Below are 20897 nucleotides of genomic sequence, written 5' to 3' on the forward strand. Positions count from 1 at the left end.
TGTTTGACTAAGATATGGTATGTTATGTTACAAGAGAAAAGAAATTAGTTTGCCATCCCATGAATGGAAATAGCGATATAACGGACGACCAATAATAAAACCAGCCACATCAAATCTACCCAATTACTCTTTGCGTACTATTTTGTTGTCCACCTCAATTTCACTTAATATACCCGGGGCATTAGTTGAGTTAGTGAAGCCTTTGCCAGAGCTTGGGGCAGATATTTTGGCTAAATCATTATTAATCTGATCTAATTGTTTAAATAAGCTGTTAATTTCCTTTAAGTGCGAATTGAATATCTTGACCTTGTTATTATAAGCGTCAATTTTATAATTGTTAAGTACGGCATCCGCTTTTTTGGACGTGTCGGTAGGTAAATAACTATAAGGGGACAAATTGCTGATTGTAGTTTGTATTGGGGTGAGCGAGGGTGTCGTATCTTTCGCATCAATCCCTTGCAGCACAAGGCGTACGGGGTCGGGGTTATAAGCTACCAGACTTTTGTATTCATCAACAATTGTTGTCGTGGTTTTGCGCTGATTTGTATAGGTGTTGGCTATAATATTGTTTTTGACATTGTCTTTAAACCCGTTAAATAGAAGCGAAGTAAAATCATAGGCTTTAGTACGCAACACAGCGTTTTGTACCGAATAGTAATTGCCTAAAGATTGATCTTTGGTGTACAGTACGCCCAAATTGGTACTCAATAGCTGAAAACCCGGAACAGCCCCTGTTACGGACAAATCGGTTTCATTGCCAAAGTTATAAAATTGTTTTCCTGTAATTTCAAGGTCATCAATCCGCTCGTATGATGACAGAAAATATAACCTATACCTTTGAAATTCTTTATCAGGGTCGTCGATCTGCGCGTAACAGTTTTGAAGAAACGATTGCACCGATTTATCGTCAAAAACCTGATAGATATTGGCATTATTGCCCGGTCTCCATCTTAAAAGAGAAATTTTTCCTTTAAACTGAACCTGGAGCGTATTATTAACTTTTAATGAGTCGAATAATTTGACTAAAAAATAAGTAACCTGCGTGTTTGATTGTAATTGGTGTCCGGTATTAATTAAAGCTGATAGGCTATCCTGAATAGACAAATAATTTTCGGTATTGTTCCAAAATGATGGCTCTAACGGTGGAACAAGTAAACGGTCGGTTTTAGTATCAACAAAATAAAAGTCCCCAAAGGGTAAACATTTTGAAAATTGTTCTCGAGCAAAGAAAAGCCCGTCATGGCCGTTGAATCCATTTTCAACAAAAAATTCAATACTTTATTGTTTTGTAATTTAAGGCTCAGGTTTTCCAGCGACTCAAAACTCGTATTTTCTTTTTCGGGAATAATTATGGGTATATAGCACGCGTCGTTTTGTTGTCCCTTTAGCGAAACAAAATCTTTCTTGACAATGGCTGATGTTTCATCTTCTGCATTTTGACCATAAAAAGAAATAGTATCCCCTTTGCTTATCGACACATCTTTTATCTTTTGCTCGCCCGGTTGCAATTTAACCAACGACTTCAGCTTAAAATTGCCCGACTTTTTGGTAATCTTGTAAAACACCGTGATACCAGCTTTGGTAGTATTTTTAATCCTGAATTTAAAGCCATCGGCTATTGCCAGTACTGGAAAAAGCGTTGTAAAAAGCAATAAAACAAAACAAAAATGTTTTTGCTTTTTTTGTCCGCAATCATTTTTGTATCCAATCGATTCGACGTATTGCAATAAGGGAGGCTGTTTACCTTTATTACCAAATGAGCATTTAAACATGGTGATTTTCTTTAAATAAACTTATTTGAAAGCTTATTGTTTGATTATTGGATACCAATTGCCGCCCATGCATTTAAACGCACAGGCAGCAGAGAGGCAAGTTTAAAACACAAGGTTTTCACTATTTTCCGATTTCGACGCGGCGGTTCTTTTCACGCCCTTCTTCGGTGCTGTTATCAGCAACGGGATTTTTGGTACCATAGCCCTTACCTGTAATTTGTGCTGCGGTTACGCCCGAATTAAGCAAGTATAATTTAACTGCATTGGCCCGGTCTTGTGACAGCGTCATATTATGCTTTGGTGTGCCTTCTATCGAGGCATATCCTTTTAAAGCGAGTTTTATACCCGGATTAGTTCTCAGTACAGAGGCTACCTGATCCAATATGGCATACGAGCTTGTTTTTAATACACTCGAATCAAATTCGAACTGGATGGTAACCTTATTGTTATTATCAAAACTTAAAGTTGGTGGCTGCGGAGCGGGCGGCGCGACCTGTGCCGGTTTTACTACAGGAGCCTGTTTAGGCGTCTCGGCAGTCGTCGCAGGTTTTACCACCGGCGCTGGTTGGTCAGCAGGTTTTTGTGCCAGTTTTTTTGTTTTACACGCTTGTAAGGCCGCTAAGGCAAATAAAATTGTTATAAATAGAAGATTAGATTTTATAAGTTTCATGGTTGAATTTTTTTATTTTTTTTAAAAAATAGTTATCGGCCGTGTCCATAACCTGTTGATTAATTATTCGATATTTGTAGTGCACCGCGTGCAAATTGTTTATTTGACTTTAGCTGTGGCCTCCTTGTTTGCAAAAAAGGCTTGCGCTTGTTTGTTATCAGGATTAATGTCTTTTGCCTTTCCAAAATTTTCCGCAGCTTTGGCATCGTCCTTTTCCTTGTATTCATAGTATGCTCCCAAATAAGCATAAGCTTCGCCCAGGTTTTTTTTGGTTCTATCGTCGGTTGGCGGTGTTACGGTTGCCAGCGCTATAAATTTTTCGTAGAATGGTTTTGCAAAACCTTGCAGGTTGTTCCTATCGGCATCTTCCATATCTTTGACCCTTGCCCTGTAAAGCATTACATCCGGAATTGGCCTTGCCATTGTCTTTTGCTGTACATAACTAAAAGCGGAGTCGGCTTTTACCAACAGTGTGGAATCAGCTTTGGGTTTATTTGCAGCGGTAGCACTACCGGGAGCAAAATACTGATCACTGTAAGCAAAATAGTAACTCATACCTTCTCTGAAATAGTCATTTAGTTTTGCTTTGTGCGAAGTTTCGATATAGTTTTTATAGGCATCGCCAGCCTGTGCATACTTTCGGTCGGTATAAAATATTTTGGCTATTTCAGTGTTCACATCATCGCGAAAATTGCTGTCTAACATCGCGGCTTTTTGCAGTGTTAAAATACCAAGGGAATCTTGGTTTGTTTTAATCTGCAAATGCCCTAGATATAAATAATCGCGCGGGATAATCCGCTTAGGATCGGCTTTGGCAATAAACATGTTGATGGCATCTAAGCCGGCCTGATAGTTCTTATTCTCGTAGGCGGAATAAGCGAGGTACCGGTACACGCGCAGGTTTGATTTGCTTGATTTTGCGATGTCATTCGCCACTTGTTCCAGTGTTTTATAATCACGTGCAAGTATCAAGAAGTCCGCATAACGCATTTCAGATTCAAGCGACCGGTCGGTCAGGTCGAGGTACTTTTTATAATAATCGGCCCCCTCCTTAATTTTTTCTGGCGACATCGAGGGCTTCAGTTTAGCCCATAAAAGCTCAGTTTCGGCCAACTCCCGGTACGCAGGGCTAAAAGAGGCGTCAATGGCCAAGGCATCCTTTAGTTTTTGGATGCCATCCTCAAAGTTATAGGCTTGTTTCCATAATGCACCTATCGCAACTATCGCTTTTACCTCTTTGGGGTTGAGTGTTAAAGCTTGATTGTAATTGATATAGGCATTGTTGTTATCGTTTTCCACACGATAAGCATCGCCAAGGGCAATAAAATATTCGGGGTTATTCGTACCTAAATTCTTTTTGCTATTCAAAAGCGCTATGGCCGATGCCGGATCAGGGTCAGGTTTTAAAAGGTATGCTTCGGCCATATATATAACCGGTTCTGCATTTTTACCTGTTAGTGATCCGGCTTTATCAAAATCAGCTTTTACCTCGGTCAAATTTTTGTCAGCTCGGGCTACCGCACCTATCCCGACATAGTTCAATGCGGATTTCGGGTTATCAGCGATACCCTTTTGAAACATAGACATAGCTGTGTCGGGGTAGTCCTGTTTCAGGTAAATCCAGCCCAGATAAAAATAGTCTTCGTACTTTAACGGCGACGAAACCAGTAGTTTGTTTAATATTGATTTAGCTTTCTGATACTGTTCAGCATCAATGGCTTTTTTAGCATCGGTTATGGTTTGCGCAAAAACGGATGATACCAATAACAACAGGCATACAGTGCTTACATAAGCTTTCTCTAATTTTTTCATGATCTTTTAATTTAATAGTTAAATTACAAGGCAATAATCAGCGCCTCACCAAGATAGCGCGCATGTGCAAGCAAAAGGACTGGCATAGATTAAGTCCGTCCATACCTTTACAATTGAAGTAACGCATACGGCGCTTTACACAAAAGCCCGCATAAAACGCACTTTCTAAAACAGGTAAGGAAAAAGCGGTGACTAACCAATCAGCAAATTGCGGAGGAATTTGTCAGATCCGGAAGATGCGGAAAACGAGATAAGAATATTGTTTGTTTCGGGGATGATATAACTCGGGGGGAATTAACCGGCTAATGAGTTCGAGCAAAACAAACCCGCTAAAAATAACTAATAAAATAACCGATACTGACTTAATTATATGATGCTGGTCGTCATCAAGGGTGGATCTGTCAATCATCTGTACAAAAACCATGTTTTGGTAGCTGCAATTAACCGTTGGTTTGCTAAAGCCAATGCCGTTAAAAGCTGACGCTCTGTTAGACAGCGAAGTATTACAATTAGGGATAAAGAACAGGTATGCAAGGGCGCAAAAAAGATATGTCATCAAAAAAAACATAGCCTGACGCCCCGACAAAATATGCGACTTACCCTTTTTCATTGATTATTATAACGAACGATGATGAACGTTGTGATAAAATTATGAATAAAAACCGTTTATAAAAAGCAATGTTTTATTAAGTTTTCCCAAAACTACCCAATCACTTTCGCCACCTTAAAATAATCGGCATCGTGCACAGGTGCGTTTGATAATGCTTCTTCATGGCTAATTTCCTGTTTCAGCACATCTTCGCGGAAGTTGTTTACGGTATCGGTCATGTACACCAAGGGTTCAACGCCCGTGGTATCCACCTCGTTCAGTTTGGCCATAAAATCGAGTATGTTGCCCATATCGCCAATCAGTTCTTCGCGCTCGGTATCGGTAACCTCCAGGCGGGCCAGGTGGGCAATTTTGTCGACGGTATCTTTATCTATCTTCATGCTGTGGCAAATTTATCATTTATCAGGTTATAAACCATATCTTTCAGCATATCGGCATCGGCAATGGTCAAATTTGCGGTTTCGATGGGTTTGTGTACATAAATATCGCATACGCCGGGGCGGGTGCCAAGCTCAAAACCACTGTCGAACAACACTTTCCAGGTATTGAGTGAGGTAATGGGTATGATAGGTATCTTCAATTCAATCGCCAAGCGGAAAGGCCCGTTCTTAAACTCGTGCAATATGGGCGGGTAGTCGTCGCCAATCTTACCTTCAGGGAATATCACCATCGAGCGGCCATTCTTTAAATGCTCCTCGGCCTTTTTAAATGCTTTAAAGGATGATATCTTACTATCCCGGTTAACCGGGATATCCAAAGTTTTTAAAAATATGGCGAAAAATGGATTGCTAAGCAGCTCTGCTTTGCTGATGAAGCTAAAATCGTTTTTAACCGCGATGCCCATCGACAAAATATCGAGGTTGGAAGTATGATTGGGGCAAATGATGTAATTGCGGGTCCAGTCGATAGGTTCTTCATACTTTATCCTGAAAAAGATACCCGAGGCCGTAGCGCTGATATAACTGGCAATACGGCGCACCCGGTTCACGTTTTTGTAGCCCGAAGGCTTACGCGAGTAGATATATAGAAAGGGATAGAAAAGCGTAAGCGCGATAACAGCAGTAAATATGTAGTAGTAATTGTGCAGGCGGCGCAAAAAAAGAATCATCTGGTTCAGTTTGCTTTAATATACGGGTGCGAGTAATCGTCAGATTTTACCACTTTTAAACTTTCGGTCGATGATGTTAAAAACCTGTTCTTTTAAGGTGTCGGCGTCATCAACCGTCATGTTGGTGGTTTCGATAATTTTGTGGTAGTAAATATCGCAAATGCCGGGTTTGCTGCCACGCTCCAGACCGGTATCCCACAGCAGTTTCCAGGTATTGATACAGGTTACCGGGATAATGGGTATTTTTAATTCAATCGCCAGACGAAACGGCCCGTTCTTAAACTCATTAAGTTGGGGCGGATAATCTTTAGGTATCTTTCCTTCCGGGAAGATGATCAGCGTCATCCCTTTTTTAAGGTTTTCTTCGGCTTTTTTAAAGGCACGGAAAGATGACATTTTGCTTTCACGGTTAACCGGTATATCTATAGTGCGGAAGAAAAGACCAAGCCAGGGTTTGTGCAATAATTCTTCTTTACCTATATAATGGAAATTGTTTTTTGTGCCGAGCGTGGTTGCTGTGATATCGATATTCGACACGTGGTTAGGACAAATAATATACGTGCGCGACCAGTCAATAGGCTCCTGGTAGGTGATACGATAGAAAATACCTGAAATGGCCGAACTCAGGAAACCGCATATCTTCCTGAAAATGTTCATGATAGGATAACGCTCAGGCTTGCGCGAGAAATAATACAGACAGGGATAGAATATAATTAAAAAAAGACCAACGCTATAGCGGTAATAACGGCCATGCAGTTTTTTTAACATTGTTTTCATTCCGCATCAAAAATAGAAAAAATACTTACTTTCGCGCTATATGGAAACTGTTGTCAGCGGTATTCGTTCTACCGGCAAATTACATTTAGGAAATTATTACGGAGCTGTACAAAACTTCGTAAAGATGCAGCACGAGCATAACTGCTTTTTTTTTATTGCCGACTGGCATTCTTTAACTACACACCCTAACCCGGCCGACCTGCACGGAAACGTAAAGCAAGTATTGGTTGAATATCTGGCCGCGGGCATTGACCCTGAAAAAGCTACGATATATATACAGTCGGAAGTACCGGAAATAGCAGAACTATACCTTTATTTAAACATGAACGCCTATTTAGGCGAATTGGAACGTGCTACATCGTTTAAAGATAAGGTGCGCGACAATCCGGATAACGTGAATGCGGGGCTGCTTACCTACCCTGTGTTAATGGCAGCCGATATTTTGATACATAAAGCCACCAAAGTGCCTGTAGGTAAAGACCAGGAACAGCATTTGGAAATGGCCCGCACCTTTGGCAACCGTTTTAACCGGATGTACAACAACGAATACTTCCCCGAACCATACGCTTTTAACTTTAGCGCTAAACTGGTAAAGATACCGGGATTGGACGGCAAGGGCAAAATGGGCAAATCGGAAGGGGAAGCCAACGCTGTTTATTTGTCTGATAGCCCGGAAGTAATCCGCAAAAAGGTGATGCGTGCTGTTACCGATGCAGGGCCGACCATCGAAAACCAACAAAAGCCCGACGAGATACAAAACCTGTTCGATTTGATGAAAGTTGTATCGACACCCGATACCCTGCAGCATTTTGACGACTTGTATAACAAAATGCAGATACGCTACGGCGACCTGAAGAAGCAATTGGCCGAAGACATGATTATAGCTACCGCCCCCATGCGCGAACGCATTGAGGCTATTGCCAACGATGAAGTTTACCTGCGCCAGGTATCCATATATGGCGCTATAAAAGCCCGTGAAAGCGCACAGAAAACTATTAAAGAGGTACGGGAGATTATTGGGTTTAGGAAGTTTTAATTCCTTAACTCATCTGTTGATGCCCTTTGGACCTAACGGGGAAATAATTGTATGTTAATCCATACAATAAATATTTTCACATTGTTTTAATTGTAATTTTAACAATAATTTTTATCTATATTGCATAAGTTTTTTTCATAGAAATAAAACTCTACCTGGACGACTTATGACTAATACCCTAACCCGACTGTTGATCAGTTTTTGCTTTGCGATATTCATTATGTCGTGCAAACAAAAACCTGTTGCATCTGCCACAACAGCCGCCTATCAACACCAAATTGACAGCCTGATAGCCAAGGGGAAGAAGATACAAAGCGCACACATCGATTCGTTGCTTCCGATAGCGAAGAAGCTGGACCAACTGGCAAATTTGAATTCGGACAAACCGGCGGCTATATATAGCGAGTTGTTTACGGCGCATTACTACTGGCTATCGGCTGAGCCTCAACAGTCGATGGAAATTGCGGTTAAATGTCTGGCCGATGCCGAAAAAGAGAGCTTAAAGGAGATTTACCCAGATATTTATAGCCTCATTTCGAACCTGCACAAAGAGAATGGCAATTATAAAATGGCCTTCGAAGCTGATGCAAAAGGTTTAGACTGGGCCATTGCTAATCGCGATACCACTTCGATTATCGCGCTGTTAAGTTTAAAGGCGATGCTTACCCACACCCATCAGTTATTTCTGCACAGCAAAGCTTTAAACGACACTTCCATTAACCTGCAGTTTTCGGCGTTAAAAATGGCCGAGTCGAGCCCAAAATATGAAAGTATGCGTATCCGTTTTTACGACAACATATCGCAGTACTACCTTGACAATAAAAACTATGATAAAGCCATTTTTTACGGCAACAAGGGTGTGGCGTTGGCGTTAAAACATAACCAACCACGCTCGTTAACTTACGCATACTCCTGGCTGGGCGAGGCATATTACTACAAAGGCGATAAAGTTAAGGGGCTCGATTATTTAAACAATGCCCTGTCTATTTCGCGATCAATTAAAGAGCCCTACCGTATCATGGAAATTTACAGCCATCTGTACGATTGTTATTATTCTTCGGGGGATTATAAGAAAGCACTTGCAATGCTAACTATATCGAGGGACATGCGTGACTCGTTACAGGTAAGCATGAACGAAAAACAGATCAGTGAACTGCAGATCAAGTACGAATCGGTAAAAAAGGACAAGAAAATTGTATCCATGGGTCATGATGAAGATGTAAAAAACCGGTTAATCATGGTGATATTAAGTGGCTCGTTGATTTTTGTTATCTTTTCGGTGCTGTTGTTTTTGCAATATCGTTTTATTAGTCGCAACAACCGCCTGATAAGCTTGAGCAACGAGCAGAAAGGAAAAGCGCTCGAAAATATAGCACATATCCAATCTCACGAGCTAAGAAAGCCGCTGGCTTCGATAATGGGATTGATCAACCTGATTAAAGCGATGGATTATGAATTGGACAAAGAGTGCATTTTAAAGCTTGAAGAAGCCGGACGAGAACTGGATGCAAAAATTCACGCAGTGCTTGAGCATATTGATAACGAACAAGTTGCCAACAACAATCACAAATGATGCAAATGATTATTTGTTATTGATGATGATTTAATTAATTTGCACTACTATATAAATTAATTAAACTGTCAACCCTAAGCCTGGTAAAACGCCCGGCTTGGGGCTTAACTCAAATTATGCACATAGCCATTGTTGGAAACATTGGTGCTGGTAAAACCACACTGACCGAATTATTAGCAAAAAATTATGGCTGGGAACCTTTATATGAGGCCGTTGACCATAACCCCTATCTGGAAGACTTTTACAGCGATATGAAACGCTGGAGCTTTAACCTGCAGATATACTTTTTGAACAACCGCTTTCAGCAGATTATTGAGATTCAAAAAGGTAACCGCAACATTATACAGGACAGGACCATTTACGAGGATGCCTTTATTTTTGCTGAAAACCTGCATGATATGGGGCTGATGACCACCCGCGATTATGAAAACTACCGTGCCATATTTGATAACATTACCGCTTTTATCAAACCGCCCGATTTGTTAGTTTACCTCAAAGCATCAGTGCCTACGCTGGTAAACAACATACAACGCCGCGGCCGCGAGTACGAAAGCGGCATCCGGTTGGATTACCTGTCGAAACTGAACGACAAATACCAGAAATGGATAAGTGGCTATAAACTGGGCAAATTGCTGATATTGGATAAAGATGTGCTCGATTTTACCAATAACCCCGAAGACCTGGGCACCATCATCCAAAGTATTGAAAGGGAAATAAACGGTTTGTTTTAATCCCAATGAAAGTATTAGGCATTATCCCCGCCCGCTACGCGTCTACCCGTTTTCCGGGAAAGCCATTGGTTAAAATTGGCGGCAAAACTATGATACAACTGGTTTACGAGCAGGCCAAAAAATGCAACGCTTTAAGCGAAGTTTTTGTGGCTACCGATAATCAGGGTATTTTTTTGCATGTGCAGCAATTTGGCGGGCGTGCAGTAATGACATCGGACCAGCATCAAAGCGGCACCGACCGTTGCGCCGAAGTGGCCAAAAAATATCCTGAGTACGACGTTATCATCAACATACAGGGTGATGAGCCATTTATTGAGCCCGAACAAATAGCAAAAGTTGCCGCATGTTTTAATGACCCCGATACGCAATTGGCGACACTCGTCAAAAAAATCATAACGACCGAAGAACTATATAACTTCAGCTCGCCCAAAGTCATCATCAATAAAAACTGGGAAGCTATCTATTTCTCGCGTTCGGCAATACCCCATGTGCGCGGCGAAGAGCCACAACGCTGGCTGTACCATAACACCTATTATAAACACATCGGCATATACGGCTACCGCGCCGACATTTTGCAACAGGTAACTAAACTACCTGTATCATCGCTCGAAAAAGCCGAAAGCCTGGAACAACTGCGCTGGATAGAGAACGGCTACCGCATAAAAGTTGCCGAAACGGATATTGAAACCCTTGCAGTGGATACACCGGAAGATTTGGAGCGATTGCTGAAAGGTTTGTAAGTACTCCTTACTGAGTTTGAAATCTATCAACTATTAAATCCTAGCTGCAACAAATTCAGTTCGCAGAGCATCTTTCAATCTTCAAAAAAGCCAGACACAAAGTCCCCGAGGGGCTTTTTATATGATTTATAAAAAATATTCTATATAAATTATGTTTTTTACATATATAATCATATACTTGTAGAGGAAACCATTCCCCGTGGTTTATTTAAGATAAACGGCATAAAATCAGCATTTTATGTTTAATTCAGGCATACGAATAATTACAGTTTAGTTAATATTAATTAATTTTATAATTAATATTAAGATTACATTAAGCGTGTTTTATATTATTAGGATAATATACTATCCAAACGAAAAACCTGGCCCGTACAGGTGCTTAAAACGGGGGTGCAACCCGAAAAACCTTACGAGTAGGGATAACCATTAACCAAATTAAAATTATGTCAACAGAAACATCTCCGTTAATCGGCCTGTACCAGCTATGCCTGCTGGCCGAACAAAAAGGCTTATTGGGTGCACCCACATTCCATCTGGGGCTTTTAGTTAATGCGCCACACGGTACCGTTACCGGCCAGGTGCATATTACGCAAGCCGTTACCCCACCGAGCGGCGCCGTTACCGTTAACGTTACAGGCACCCTCCACGAGTTGGTTTTTGGCCCTACGGTAACCAAAGTTTTAACGCTTTCGGGGCAGTATATCGTATCGTTTCCACCGCCTGCTATTGGCTCTTACCTTGCGCATTTTTCGGCAACTATTGTTTTCCATGGTAATGGCTGGGTAAATGGCCTCGGCAATTTCCATTGGGCAAACCATATCGACAATAATGTTCCTACAAACAGCATTGCTTGTCCGAAATAAAATTTCAGCCCTACAAAAAGCAGCCCTGAATGATTCTTGGGCTGCTTTTTTGTTTGCAACGGGTTGATTTTGAAATGGGGGCGATTTTCCTTATATTGTAAGATATTGCACCTTTGAGAAAAAGGTAAGTCATTTCTTTGAAATAAACCTACTTTTACCCCCCCCTTGTTTGAATAGCAGATGCAGTGGTGAGTGGCGGGAGAAAAGATTCTTTTAAAACACCTACTTTTACCCCCCCCCTGTGTTTGCAAAGCGTACAGCGCGGAGGGCATAGTGTTGGAAAACCCGTTCTTTTAAAATACTGACTTCTACTCCTACCTCAATGACCGGGTTGAATAACAGATACGGCCCGGGCTGCAACAAAACTCAGTTCTCAACAAATTGGTCGAAATCCAAAATAATTCTTACATTTGTATCCCGTACACAAACATTTGGTTTCTTCGTTTTTGAGGCCAGAATCCATAAAACACATGACTAAATATATTTTTGTTACGGGTGGCGTTACCTCGTCGTTAGGAAAAGGTATTATTTCTGCATCGTTAGCCAAATTGCTTCAGGCCCGTGGTTACCGGGTAACCATTCAAAAGTTCGACCCTTATATCAACATCGACCCTGGTACTTTAAACCCCTACGAACACGGCGAATGCTTTGTTACCGAGGATGGTGCCGAAACCGACCTTGACCTTGGCCACTACGAACGCTTTTTGAATACGCCGACATCAAAAGCCAACAACATCACTACCGGACGCATTTATCAAAATGTTATCAACCGCGAACGCGAGGGCGCGTTTTTAGGGAAGACTGTTCAGGTTGTGCCGCACATTACTGACGAGATAAAACGCAATATCCGCATACTGGGCGAAACCGGCGATTATGATATCGTGATTACCGAAATTGGCGGTACCGTAGGCGATATTGAGTCGTTGCCGTTTATCGAAGCAGTACGACAATTCAGGTGGGAAGTAGGCCAAAACAGTTCGCTGGTCATACATCTTACGCTTATCCCCTTTTTGGCAGCAGCGGGCGAACTAAAAACCAAGCCCACACAGCACTCGGTAAAAATGTTGCTGGAGTACGGCATACAGCCCGACATATTGGTTTGCCGTACCGAGCACAGCATCAATATGGATATCCGTAAAAAGATAGCCTTGTTTTGTAACGTAAACATCAACGCGGTTATCGAATCGATAGACGCATCGACCATTTACGATGTGCCTTTGTTAATGTTAAGGGAGCAATTGGACAAAACTGTATTGAGCAAGTTAAAACTGCCAACCAAACAGGAACCAAACCTGGATAACTGGAAAGACTTTTTAGGAAGGTTGAAAAACCCGACCGCCGAAATCAAAATCGGTTTGATAGGCAAATATGTTGAACTGCCCGATGCTTATAAATCCATCATCGAATCGTTCATCCACGCAGGTGCCAAAAACGAATGCAAAGTACGTGTTATTAGTGTACAATCAGAGCAGTTAACACCCGAAAATGCTGTTGAAAAACTAAAAGGCCTACACGGCGTATTGGTAGCCCCTGGTTTTGGATTACGTGGCATCGAGGGTAAAATTGAAGCCATACGTTATGTACGGGAGAACAATATCCCATTCTTTGGTATATGTTTGGGTATGCAATGCGCTGTTGTTGAATATGGTCGTAATGTTTTAGGTCTTGCCGGCGCCCACAGCACAGAAATGGACCAGGAGACTCCCCACCCTGTTATCAGCATGATGGAAGAACAGAAAAAGATAAAGCTGATGGGCGGTACCATGCGTTTAGGGTCGTACCCCTGCGAACTAAAAAAGGGAAGTAAAGCTTTCGCTATATATGGTAAATCGCCAATTACCGAAAGACACCGCCACCGTTATGAGTTTAACAACGACTACCGCAAGCAATACGAAGCATCGGGCCTTATACCATCGGGTATCAATCCGGAAAACGACCTTGTGGAGATAGTTGAACTAAAAAACCACCCGTTTTTTATAGGCGCCCAATTTCACCCCGAATTAAAATCAACGGTTGCTAATCCGCACCCACTTTTTGTTAACTTTGTGGCCGCTGCTTTGGCCTATGCCCGTAAAAATTAGCAGCAACATAGTTTTATATTACAATGGATAGAAATACGTACACAGGGTTTTTCCTGATCTTGCTCATCCTTGTTGGGTTCTCGTTATGGATGAACAACGGCAACAAGGAAATTCTCGCAAAACAAAAACAACAACATACCTTAGATTCGGCACGCAGGGCCGACTCAATCAGACAACACCCGGCAATTGTTAAAGCCAAGGGCGATACATCGAAAACGGTTAGGCCTGTGGATTCGGCTCTGTTAAAAAGCCCTTTCGGTATAGCTACCATCGGTACTGAGCAACTGGTAACCTTCGAAAATAAGGATGTACGCCTCAAGGTTTCCACTTTAGGAGGCCGTGTACAATCAATAGAGTTAAAAAACTATAAGACTTTCGACGGCAAACCGCTGATACAAATCAACGGAGCTCAAAACCATTTTGGTTTGATTTTTCCAGTAGCCGGTAAAAACATCAATACCAACAACTATTACTTTAAACCGAGCGCCGCTACATTGGTTTCGAACGGCAGCGACTCATCAATAACCTTTCGCTTAAATTATAGCGCTACACAGTATATAGATTATAAATACTCGTTAAAGCCCGAAGGTTTTAAAGTCGGCTTTAATATTAAACTGACCGGGCTTGAGCAGGTAATGCCACAAAACGGTTTGAAGTTAAGCTGGCAATCGAGCTTGTTGAAGACTGAAAAGGACATGTCGCAGGAGCGTTTGTACTCAACTGTGTATTACAAAAACACTTTGGACGAAGTCAACAACCTAAGTACCGGTAAAGACGATACAATTACTATTGGCGACAAATCGGTTCAATGGGTATCGTTCAAACAGCATTTCTTTTCGAATGTGTTGATTTTTAAGGAGGGGTTTAAAAACTCGAACCTGCATGTTAGTGTCGACGATAGTTCGAAAGTGGAGGTAAAGCAAATGCTGGCCAACCTGCAGCTACCTGCTACCACAACAGGTATTTACCCGATGGAGTTTTATTTTGGCCCCAACGATTTTACCATATTAAAAGCTCAGGGTTATAAATTAGATAAACAGATAGATTTTGGCTGGGGTCCGCTCAAATTCATCAACCGTTATGCCGTGTTATACGTTTGGGACTTTTTGAAAGCCTCGGGCTGGAACTATGGCATCATCATTTTATTGCTCACATTGGCTCTTAAACTGGTATTATCGCCGCTGACGTACAAATCGTACCTGTCTATGGCCAAGATGCGGGTAATGAAGCCGGAGATTGATGAGATAAAAGCCAAAGTTGGTGAAGACAACCCTACCCTGTTGCAACAGGAAACCATGAAACTGTACAAAAAAGCAGGCGTAAACCCGTTAGGTGGCTGTTTGCCGATGCTGTTACAGTTACCCATAGTATTCGCTTTCCTGCGCTTTTTCCCGGCATTGTTTGAGTTAAGGGGGCAAAGCTTCCTGTGGATGAAGGATTTGTCGACCTATGATGACTTAATCAAATTTGGCACCACACTGCCATTTATTGGCGACCACCTGAGTTTGATGTGTTTGCTGATGACGATATCGACCTTCATTTATACATACTTTAACAACCAGATATCGGGCGTTACCGGGCAGATGAAATACATCGGTTATATAACCCCTGTCATCTTTATTGTGGTATTGAACAAGTATCCATCAGGTTTGAACTATTACTACTTCCTGGCCAACATGATGACTTTTGCACAGCAATATATCATACGTTTGATGGTAGATGATAAAAAGATTCACGCCCAATTACAGGAGAATAAAAAGAAACCTGAAGACAAGACCAAAAAGAAATCGGGCTTTGCCGCGCGTATGGAAGATTACATGCGCCAGCAACAACAATTGCCTGCTTCGAAAAAGAAATAACTGCTTAAGGTAATATGAAAACAAAAAGCGATGGGTTTTAATCCATCGCTTTTTTTGCATCAAAGTTTATTGTTTAGGGGGTTGGGGAGCTGGTGGCGGGCCTTGTCCTTGCGAGGGACGTGGCGGGCGCATCGATTTTTCTACTACTTTGTACTTTTCGAATTGCGCTGGTGTTAATGCCTTTTTTATCACTTCATCGCGAATGGCCGAAAGGCTGTCGGCCTTTTTCTTCTGCTCAGGCGATAAACGGGGCGGAGGTGGTGGCGGAGGCGGTTGTTTATCCTTGCCTCTCACCTTTTCCATGCTTGTAAAAAAAGCCTGGTAAGCCGTAGCCACTTTTTCTGATTGTTCTTTGTTGAGCGATAAGTCTTTCTCCAGCTTTGCTGTAACTTCTTTTGAATGCTCTGCAGGTGGAGGCGGTGGGCCTTGTGGTTTGCCACCGGGCGGCGGGCCCTGCTGTGCATGTACGGCACTGGCAAAAAACAACAAAGCCGGTAACATGATATTGATCTTAGTTTTCATAATTGATTGCTTTACTACATAAGATGTTATCTACTTCAAAAACCTTCGCTAAAATAATTATTGCGGTGGCGGGCCTTCTCCCGGCGGCGGCATACCATTTGGCGGACCATCCTTGAAGCCGCCACCACCCGGCGGCGGGCCCTGTGGCCGCCCCCCTGGCGGCGGCGCCATTATGCGCATTACTTCTTTTATACAGTTATCAAATTTTACTTTTTGTTCGGATGTGCACATGGCGCGCACTTGTTTAAAATGAGTAAAAGTCAGCTCGTCCAACTCCTTTTCGAGCCTGCCAATGGTTGATGATGCGGTGTCGATTGTTTTTGCCGAGGCAGTAGTATCGCTCAACAGATCGAAGAAATTATCCTTGGCGGTATGTAACTGGTCGCGCAAAGCCCTAACTTTTTGCTGGTGTTGCTGTACCAACGCGATATAAGTTTTTTGCTGCTCGGTGTTAAAACCAACCTGCTTTATAACAAAAGCTTGTGCCTGCGATGGGCCTTGCCCGCCAGCCGGGGCATTTGCCGACACATGGTGTATCTTATAATACCAAAACGTACCGAGCGTAACAATATTGGCCATTACCAATAGCACCAACACAATACCTATAAATTTACTTTTCATTATAAAAACCTTTAATGGTTAGTTTGAATACCCTGTACTTGTGCCCAGGTTATATTCGGTAGCAAAGCTCTGCGCTGCTGTTGTTGCAGCTTGCGCTGCCTTATTGCTTATAATGATACCTCGTATTGCAATCACATTCAATATCAAAAAAAGTGTAAGTAAGCTAATGCTGATAGCCGGACGGTTGAGCCATTGCAAAAAGCCAGGCTTTGCAGTGGCTTTCGTTCCCTCCATCCTGGCCAGCAGCCTTGTATAAAAATAAGGCGGTGCCTCGGCCCTGCTTATATGGTCGATGCTGTTTAATATGGCATCTATATCCTGTTTTTGTTTAGTATCGTTTTTCATCATCGTATTATTGATCTGTGTAATATGTCTCCAATGTTTTTCGCAGGTTTTGTTTAGCGCGGTGCATATACGATTCAACGGCGCCCACGCTTGCACCCATTATTTCGGCAACCTCCTGGTAACTTTGTTCTTCAATTTTCACCAATAAAAAAGCTACCTTTTGATTTTCGGGCAGTTTATCTATCGCTTTAAACAGTATAGCCGATCGTTCTTTGTTCTCCATCTGCACGCCCGGATGTATAAAATCGGGCGGATCAACAATCACCTCATCGTTTAAGCCAAACAGGCTGGTTACAACAGCGAACCTCTTCTTCCGCTGTTTGCGCCGCTGCCAGTCTAACGCTTTGGTTATGGTAATGCGATAAAGCCAGGTAGACAACTTCGACTCGCCTTTAAACTGGCCAATCGACTCATAAACCTGTATAAAAACCTCCTGTGCTACATCTTCAGCCTCCTCCTGTTGATGTATGATACCCAGGGCCGTGTTAAAAACCATGTGTTGAAACTGCGAAACCAGCTGCGCAAATGCAGACTGTTGCCTGTTTTTTAAACCTTCAACCAATAGTTGTTCAACCAAACCGGTGCTATATTTAAAGAGTTTGACGTTATTGCAGAAAGAAACCTGCGGTGTAATTTAAAAAAATTCGCACAATAAACTATTGGTTTATTTTTGAACGGAGCATACCTCAATTTTCTTAGACGAAGGCGCACAGTATCATACTAATTAAAACCGCAACCCGTTTATGTTAAAACTATACAACAGGAGTAAAATTTTGTTGCCATTTAACAATTTAGTGATACATTAGTATTTGTGAAAAAGTGCGTCCCCTTGTTGCTGCTGTTTTGCGTTCCCTATTTGTTAAAGGCCCAAACCGATACGGTTACACCTAAAATAAACGCCCTGCCCTATCTTCGTGTTGATGCCGGAGCGCAGTTTAAAGGCGAGCCTTTCGAGAAATACCTTTCGGACCATATACGCCTTCAAACCAACCTAAAAACTGGCCTTTATGGCAATGCCGTATTGGCTATGCGGGTTGAAAGCGATGGCCGCATATCGGAAGCACGCTTATTAAAAACCTTGTACCCAGCGGTTGATAACGAAATAATCCGCACGGTTATGGCATCGCCTAAATGGCAGCCCGCCATGCTAAACGGTAACCCGGCCACTATTTATGTCGTTTTCAATATCGCCATCTCTATAAAAGGCTCGGCCGAAGCGCCATCGCCACAAAAACAATTGAATGTAACGCCTGTTATTACCAAGAATGCTGTTCCCGCTAAACCTGTCAAGGCCGACGTTTATACAAAGCCTGAGTTCCCGGGTGGCGACGACGCGTTTGGCAGATACCTGGGTAGCAATATCAAATATCCGCCGGCAGCCGAGAAAACCAAAACAGAAGGCATTGTTTTCCTTAAGTTTATGATCAGCGCCGAAGGTATTGTAGGCGATATACAAGTACTCAGCTCGCCCTCTACCGACCTCAGTCAAGAGGCGATACGGGTAATCAAAGCTTCACCTAAATGGCAACCTGCCACCGTAAACGGCAAGCCGGTTTCAGGCTCGTACAGGGTGCCTATCAACTTTAAAATGCAGAACAGACCACAATGAGGTACCTTTTAAAATCCGAAATCCAGATGAAAAAATATATCCCGATAATCGCCCTGCTGCTACTGGCTTCTTTAAGCAAGGCACAAACCATCAATATAATTAAAACCGGTCCCGCACCCACTGTAAAGGCGATCGATGTGGAGCCCGAATACCCCGGTGGCACCAAAGCCTTCTATAAATATATATCCGGGCATGTATCGTTCCCGGCCGATGTTGACCCTGCCAAACTGCAAGGCATCATGACCATCAGTATGGCTATCGAAAAAGATGGCCGTTTGACCGATTTTCAGATCATCAAAGGCGTATCAGATGTGATGGACAAAGAGACCATCCGCGTTATTGCATCGGCACCACATTGGAAACCCGGCATGCAGCACGGCGAACCCATCAGGGTGAGGTATACCTACAACATCAATTACGCGCTGATAGGCAAAAAGAAGTAGGCTTTTATGGCACAAAAAAAATAGCGATGGGTTTGAAACCCATCGCTATTTTTTTTTGAATGATTGCTAATTAAGCTTCAGGCTCAGCAGCCGGAGCGGCGTCTTCTTTAGCTGGCGCGGCTTTCTTTGCTTTTGGTGCTTTAGCTACAGGTGCTGCTTCTTCGGCAACAACTTCCGCAACGGGAGCTGCTTCTGCAACAGGGGCAGCTTTAACTTCTTTTTTTGCAACGGGTTTAGGTGCTTCAACAACCGCAACAGGTTCTGCTTCGAAAGGAAGAACAGATACATACGACCTGTTATCGGCTTTCTTTTTGAAAACTACTGTACCATCGATCAACGCAAACAGCGTATGATCTTTACCTATACCTACGTTTTTATCAGGATTGTGCGGGGTACCACGCTGACGAACGATAATGTTGCCTGCGATTGCCGGCTGACCGCCGAAAATTTTGATACCTAAACGCTTGCTATGTGATTCGCGACCGTTTCTGGAACTACCGGCGCCTTTTTTGTGTGCCATTTTCTATATTTTTTTATGAACCGTTACCGGCTCTGATTTTAAATTAAATTATAACGAAATCCCGGTAATTGCAATTTTGGTAAATTGCTGACGGTGACCGTTTTTCTTTTTGTAACCTTTTCTGCGTTTCTTTTTAAACACGATTACTTTATCACCCTTTAAATGAGACAGTATGGTAGCTGTTACCTTAGCGCTTTTCAAATCAGAACCTAATTTTACTCCACCTTCGTTTTCTGCTAACAATACCTTGTCAAATTCAATACTAGCGCCCTCATCACCCTGTAACCTGTGTACAAAGATCTGCTGGTCTTTAGCAACTTTAAATTGCTGTCCGGCTATACTTACTATTGCGTACATTGTTATTTATTTTTGTTTATTTAAAATGAGGTGCAAATATAGGGTTTTAGTTTTCAAATAGCAAGCGGGGCGGATAATTTTATAAATAAGGCGGGGGCAACACCAAATACTTATATCATCACAAAGGAATAGGCTTAGTGTCTTCGTGCCTTTGTGGCTTAAAAGAATTTGGGCGTTTCCGTTAGCTAACGGACCGGGCTATCCACTGCAAGTCCTCATTCACCCCGATAGAAGGGCTCATTCCGGGCTTTCCGCTACTATCCCTAACGCAATTCCTTTGCTCGATTCTTGCCTCTATCTTTTCTCCGCTTCCTCCAACTTCCCCTGTATCTCTTTCACCAACCGTTCCGCGGCATCTTTTAGTTCGGGCTTGTCATCATAAGCGTCGTTAAAAAACACTTTCTTGCTTTTGCGTTTGTAGTTAAACTCGATGTAATAACGCGGCGCTTTGGCCATGCGGGCTTCCAGGGTATCGGGTTCTATGCGGGTCGGAAAATTCCAGAAACCCAGGTCGGCGGCTTTGCGGTGCAGGTACAGCAGGTCATCGTTATTGAGCTTGAGGTGGATATGTACCAACGAATCGCGCGAGGTGAGGTACTGGTAATCCCCTGTTTTGGAGTTATAACGATTCAATAAACTATCTCCTGTACCATAATTAAACACAATGGAATCGAACTCGGCAAACTTATAGGGTGCATTCTTCACCATCATACCGTAATAGTAAAAACAGTAAATAAGGAAGGGCACGATGATGCTTAATATGAGGAATATCTTTTTAGAGCGTAGCGACGACATAGAAAATTGTTTATTGGCCTGCAAAGTTAACAGCTTTCGGCGGTATTAAAAGG

General features: G+C 42.5%; 23 protein-coding genes. 9 read left to right on the forward strand and 14 right to left on the reverse strand.

Features of this window, described 5'->3' with window-relative positions; genetic code table 11:
- Nucleotides 1–123 precede the first annotated feature (123 nt).
- The 7 genes from QZX97_RS12655 to QZX97_RS12685 form a co-directional block, all read right to left on the reverse strand.
- Nucleotides 124–1104, reverse strand: coding sequence for a hypothetical protein (locus tag QZX97_RS12655; protein ID WP_295664689.1), 981 nt, complete (start codon nucleotides 1102–1104; stop codon nucleotides 124–126).
- A 32-nt stretch (nucleotides 1105–1136) separates the two neighbouring features.
- Nucleotides 1137–1652, reverse strand: a complete 516-nt coding sequence (locus tag QZX97_RS12660) for a hypothetical protein (protein ID WP_295664690.1) — start codon at nucleotides 1650–1652, stop codon at nucleotides 1137–1139.
- A gap of 241 nt (nucleotides 1653–1893) precedes the next feature.
- Complete coding sequence (locus tag QZX97_RS12665; protein WP_295650313.1) at nucleotides 1894–2442, reverse strand: OmpA family protein; 549 nt, start codon at nucleotides 2440–2442, stop codon at nucleotides 1894–1896.
- A 99-nt stretch (nucleotides 2443–2541) separates the two neighbouring features.
- Nucleotides 2542–4254, reverse strand: coding sequence for a hypothetical protein (locus QZX97_RS12670; RefSeq protein ID WP_295650311.1), 1713 nt, complete (start codon nucleotides 4252–4254; stop codon nucleotides 2542–2544).
- Between the two features lie 702 nt (nucleotides 4255–4956).
- On the reverse strand, nucleotides 4957–5244 hold the full coding sequence (gatC, locus tag QZX97_RS12675) for an Asp-tRNA(Asn)/Glu-tRNA(Gln) amidotransferase subunit GatC (RefSeq protein ID WP_295650309.1): 288 nt from the start codon (nucleotides 5242–5244) through the stop codon (nucleotides 4957–4959).
- Complete coding sequence (locus QZX97_RS12680; protein WP_295650307.1) at nucleotides 5241–5972, reverse strand: lysophospholipid acyltransferase family protein; 732 nt, start codon at nucleotides 5970–5972, stop codon at nucleotides 5241–5243. The genes gatC and QZX97_RS12680 overlap by 4 nt, the downstream gene beginning before the upstream one ends.
- Nucleotides 5973–6011: 39 nt before the next feature.
- The gene (locus tag QZX97_RS12685; protein WP_295650306.1) at nucleotides 6012–6749 is read right to left on the reverse strand and encodes a lysophospholipid acyltransferase family protein; all 738 of its coding nucleotides are present in this window, start codon (nucleotides 6747–6749) and stop codon (nucleotides 6012–6014) included.
- A 40-nt stretch (nucleotides 6750–6789) separates the two neighbouring features.
- On the opposite strand from QZX97_RS12685, the gene trpS reads away from it, so the two are divergent.
- The 7 genes from trpS (at nucleotide 6790) to yidC (ending at nucleotide 15632) form a co-directional block, all read left to right on the forward strand.
- Nucleotides 6790–7785, forward strand: a complete 996-nt coding sequence (trpS, locus tag QZX97_RS12690) for a tryptophan--tRNA ligase (protein WP_295650303.1) — start codon at nucleotides 6790–6792, stop codon at nucleotides 7783–7785.
- A 166-nt stretch (nucleotides 7786–7951) separates the two neighbouring features.
- The gene (locus tag QZX97_RS12695; RefSeq protein WP_295650299.1) at nucleotides 7952–9358 is read left to right on the forward strand and encodes a hypothetical protein; all 1407 of its coding nucleotides are present in this window, start codon (nucleotides 7952–7954) and stop codon (nucleotides 9356–9358) included.
- A gap of 116 nt (nucleotides 9359–9474) precedes the next feature.
- Nucleotides 9475–10089 (forward strand): deoxynucleoside kinase, encoded by a 615-nt coding sequence (locus QZX97_RS12700; protein WP_295650297.1) that lies wholly within the window; start codon nucleotides 9475–9477, stop codon nucleotides 10087–10089.
- 5 nt (nucleotides 10090–10094) lie between these two features.
- Complete coding sequence (gene kdsB, locus QZX97_RS12705) at nucleotides 10095–10829, forward strand: 3-deoxy-manno-octulosonate cytidylyltransferase (protein WP_295650294.1); 735 nt, start codon at nucleotides 10095–10097, stop codon at nucleotides 10827–10829.
- A 443-nt stretch (nucleotides 10830–11272) separates the two neighbouring features.
- Nucleotides 11273–11692 carry a DUF1842 domain-containing protein gene (locus QZX97_RS12710; RefSeq protein ID WP_295650293.1) on the forward strand — a complete coding sequence of 140 codons (420 nt, stop codon included), beginning with the start codon at nucleotides 11273–11275 and terminating at the stop codon, nucleotides 11690–11692.
- A 470-nt stretch (nucleotides 11693–12162) separates the two neighbouring features.
- Nucleotides 12163–13773 (forward strand): CTP synthase, encoded by a 1611-nt coding sequence (locus QZX97_RS12715; protein ID WP_295650291.1) that lies wholly within the window; start codon nucleotides 12163–12165, stop codon nucleotides 13771–13773.
- Between the two features lie 23 nt (nucleotides 13774–13796).
- Nucleotides 13797–15632 carry a membrane protein insertase YidC gene (gene yidC / locus QZX97_RS12720; protein WP_295650289.1) on the forward strand — a complete coding sequence of 612 codons (1836 nt, stop codon included), beginning with the start codon at nucleotides 13797–13799 and terminating at the stop codon, nucleotides 15630–15632.
- Between the two features lie 66 nt (nucleotides 15633–15698).
- Here the strand turns inward: yidC and QZX97_RS12725 are convergent, their stop codons facing one another.
- From QZX97_RS12725 to QZX97_RS12740, 4 genes are read right to left on the reverse strand one after another with little or no spacing between them, the layout of a single operon-like run.
- A complete protein-coding gene (locus tag QZX97_RS12725; RefSeq protein ID WP_295650286.1) occupies nucleotides 15699–16154 on the reverse strand; it encodes a hypothetical protein in 456 nt (151 codons plus the stop codon).
- A gap of 57 nt (nucleotides 16155–16211) precedes the next feature.
- A complete protein-coding gene (locus QZX97_RS12730) occupies nucleotides 16212–16775 on the reverse strand; it encodes a periplasmic heavy metal sensor (RefSeq protein WP_295650283.1) in 564 nt (187 codons plus the stop codon).
- 18 nt (nucleotides 16776–16793) lie between these two features.
- Nucleotides 16794–17123, reverse strand: a complete 330-nt coding sequence (locus tag QZX97_RS12735; protein WP_295650280.1) for a hypothetical protein — start codon at nucleotides 17121–17123, stop codon at nucleotides 16794–16796.
- A 4-nt stretch (nucleotides 17124–17127) separates the two neighbouring features.
- Entirely contained in the window at nucleotides 17128–17697 is a 570-nt protein-coding gene (locus QZX97_RS12740) for an RNA polymerase sigma factor (RefSeq protein WP_295650276.1), read from the reverse strand.
- Nucleotides 17698–17931: 234 nt separating this feature from the next.
- Here QZX97_RS12740 and QZX97_RS12745 point away from each other — a divergent pair, with 234 nt between their 5' ends.
- Both QZX97_RS12745 and QZX97_RS12750 read left to right on the forward strand, forming a co-directional pair.
- Entirely contained in the window at nucleotides 17932–18729 is a 798-nt protein-coding gene (locus tag QZX97_RS12745; RefSeq protein ID WP_295650274.1) for an energy transducer TonB, read from the forward strand.
- Nucleotides 18726–19172 carry an energy transducer TonB gene (locus QZX97_RS12750; RefSeq protein ID WP_295664691.1) on the forward strand — a complete coding sequence of 149 codons (447 nt, stop codon included), beginning with the start codon at nucleotides 18726–18728 and terminating at the stop codon, nucleotides 19170–19172. The genes QZX97_RS12745 and QZX97_RS12750 overlap by 4 nt, the downstream gene beginning before the upstream one ends.
- A gap of 70 nt (nucleotides 19173–19242) precedes the next feature.
- Here the strand turns inward: QZX97_RS12750 and rpmA are convergent, their stop codons facing one another.
- From rpmA to QZX97_RS12765, 3 genes are all read right to left on the reverse strand, one after another.
- Nucleotides 19243–19692 (reverse strand): 50S ribosomal protein L27, encoded by a 450-nt coding sequence (gene rpmA / locus QZX97_RS12755; protein WP_295650269.1) that lies wholly within the window; start codon nucleotides 19690–19692, stop codon nucleotides 19243–19245.
- Between the two features lie 48 nt (nucleotides 19693–19740).
- Nucleotides 19741–20049 (reverse strand): 50S ribosomal protein L21, encoded by a 309-nt coding sequence (gene rplU, locus QZX97_RS12760; RefSeq protein WP_295650266.1) that lies wholly within the window; start codon nucleotides 20047–20049, stop codon nucleotides 19741–19743.
- A gap of 294 nt (nucleotides 20050–20343) precedes the next feature.
- Complete coding sequence (locus QZX97_RS12765) at nucleotides 20344–20844, reverse strand: hypothetical protein (RefSeq protein WP_295650265.1); 501 nt, start codon at nucleotides 20842–20844, stop codon at nucleotides 20344–20346.
- Nucleotides 20845–20897: the final 53 nt, after the last annotated feature.

It is taken from the genome of uncultured Mucilaginibacter sp. (assembly GCF_903893715.1).
Lineage (GTDB): Bacteria > Bacteroidota > Bacteroidia > Sphingobacteriales > Sphingobacteriaceae > Mucilaginibacter.

Bases quoted from the DNA above. Each gene is read 5' to 3' on its own strand.
- gatC (WP_295650309.1), bottom strand. From the start codon at position 5,244: ATGAAGATAGATAAAGATACCGTCGACAAAATTGCCCACCTGGCCCGC.
- rpmA (WP_295650269.1), bottom strand. From the start codon at position 19,692: ATGGCACACAAAAAAGGCGCCGGTAGTTCCAGAAACGGTCGCGAATCA.
- rplU (WP_295650266.1), bottom strand. From the start codon at position 20,049: ATGTACGCAATAGTAAGTATAGCCGGACAGCAATTTAAAGTTGCTAAA.
- yidC (WP_295650289.1), top strand. From the start codon at position 13,797: ATGGATAGAAATACGTACACAGGGTTTTTCCTGATCTTGCTCATCCTT.
- QZX97_RS12695 (WP_295650299.1), top strand. From the start codon at position 7,952: ATGACTAATACCCTAACCCGACTGTTGATCAGTTTTTGCTTTGCGATA.
- QZX97_RS12665 (WP_295650313.1), bottom strand. From the start codon at position 2,442: ATGAAACTTATAAAATCTAATCTTCTATTTATAACAATTTTATTTGCC.
- QZX97_RS12685 (WP_295650306.1), bottom strand. From the start codon at position 6,749: ATGAAAACAATGTTAAAAAAACTGCATGGCCGTTATTACCGCTATAGC.
- QZX97_RS12680 (WP_295650307.1), bottom strand. From the start codon at position 5,972: ATGATTCTTTTTTTGCGCCGCCTGCACAATTACTACTACATATTTACT.
- QZX97_RS12750 (WP_295664691.1), top strand. From the start codon at position 18,726: ATGAGGTACCTTTTAAAATCCGAAATCCAGATGAAAAAATATATCCCG.
- QZX97_RS12700 (WP_295650297.1), top strand. From the start codon at position 9,475: ATGCACATAGCCATTGTTGGAAACATTGGTGCTGGTAAAACCACACTG.
- QZX97_RS12670 (WP_295650311.1), bottom strand. From the start codon at position 4,254: ATGAAAAAATTAGAGAAAGCTTATGTAAGCACTGTATGCCTGTTGTTA.
- QZX97_RS12735 (WP_295650280.1), bottom strand. From the start codon at position 17,123: ATGATGAAAAACGATACTAAACAAAAACAGGATATAGATGCCATATTA.
- kdsB (WP_295650294.1), top strand. From the start codon at position 10,095: ATGAAAGTATTAGGCATTATCCCCGCCCGCTACGCGTCTACCCGTTTT.
- QZX97_RS12730 (WP_295650283.1), bottom strand. From the start codon at position 16,775: ATGAAAAGTAAATTTATAGGTATTGTGTTGGTGCTATTGGTAATGGCC.
- QZX97_RS12715 (WP_295650291.1), top strand. From the start codon at position 12,163: ATGACTAAATATATTTTTGTTACGGGTGGCGTTACCTCGTCGTTAGGA.
- QZX97_RS12765 (WP_295650265.1), bottom strand. From the start codon at position 20,844: ATGTCGTCGCTACGCTCTAAAAAGATATTCCTCATATTAAGCATCATC.
- QZX97_RS12710 (WP_295650293.1), top strand. From the start codon at position 11,273: ATGTCAACAGAAACATCTCCGTTAATCGGCCTGTACCAGCTATGCCTG.
- QZX97_RS12725 (WP_295650286.1), bottom strand. From the start codon at position 16,154: ATGAAAACTAAGATCAATATCATGTTACCGGCTTTGTTGTTTTTTGCC.
- trpS (WP_295650303.1), top strand. From the start codon at position 6,790: ATGGAAACTGTTGTCAGCGGTATTCGTTCTACCGGCAAATTACATTTA.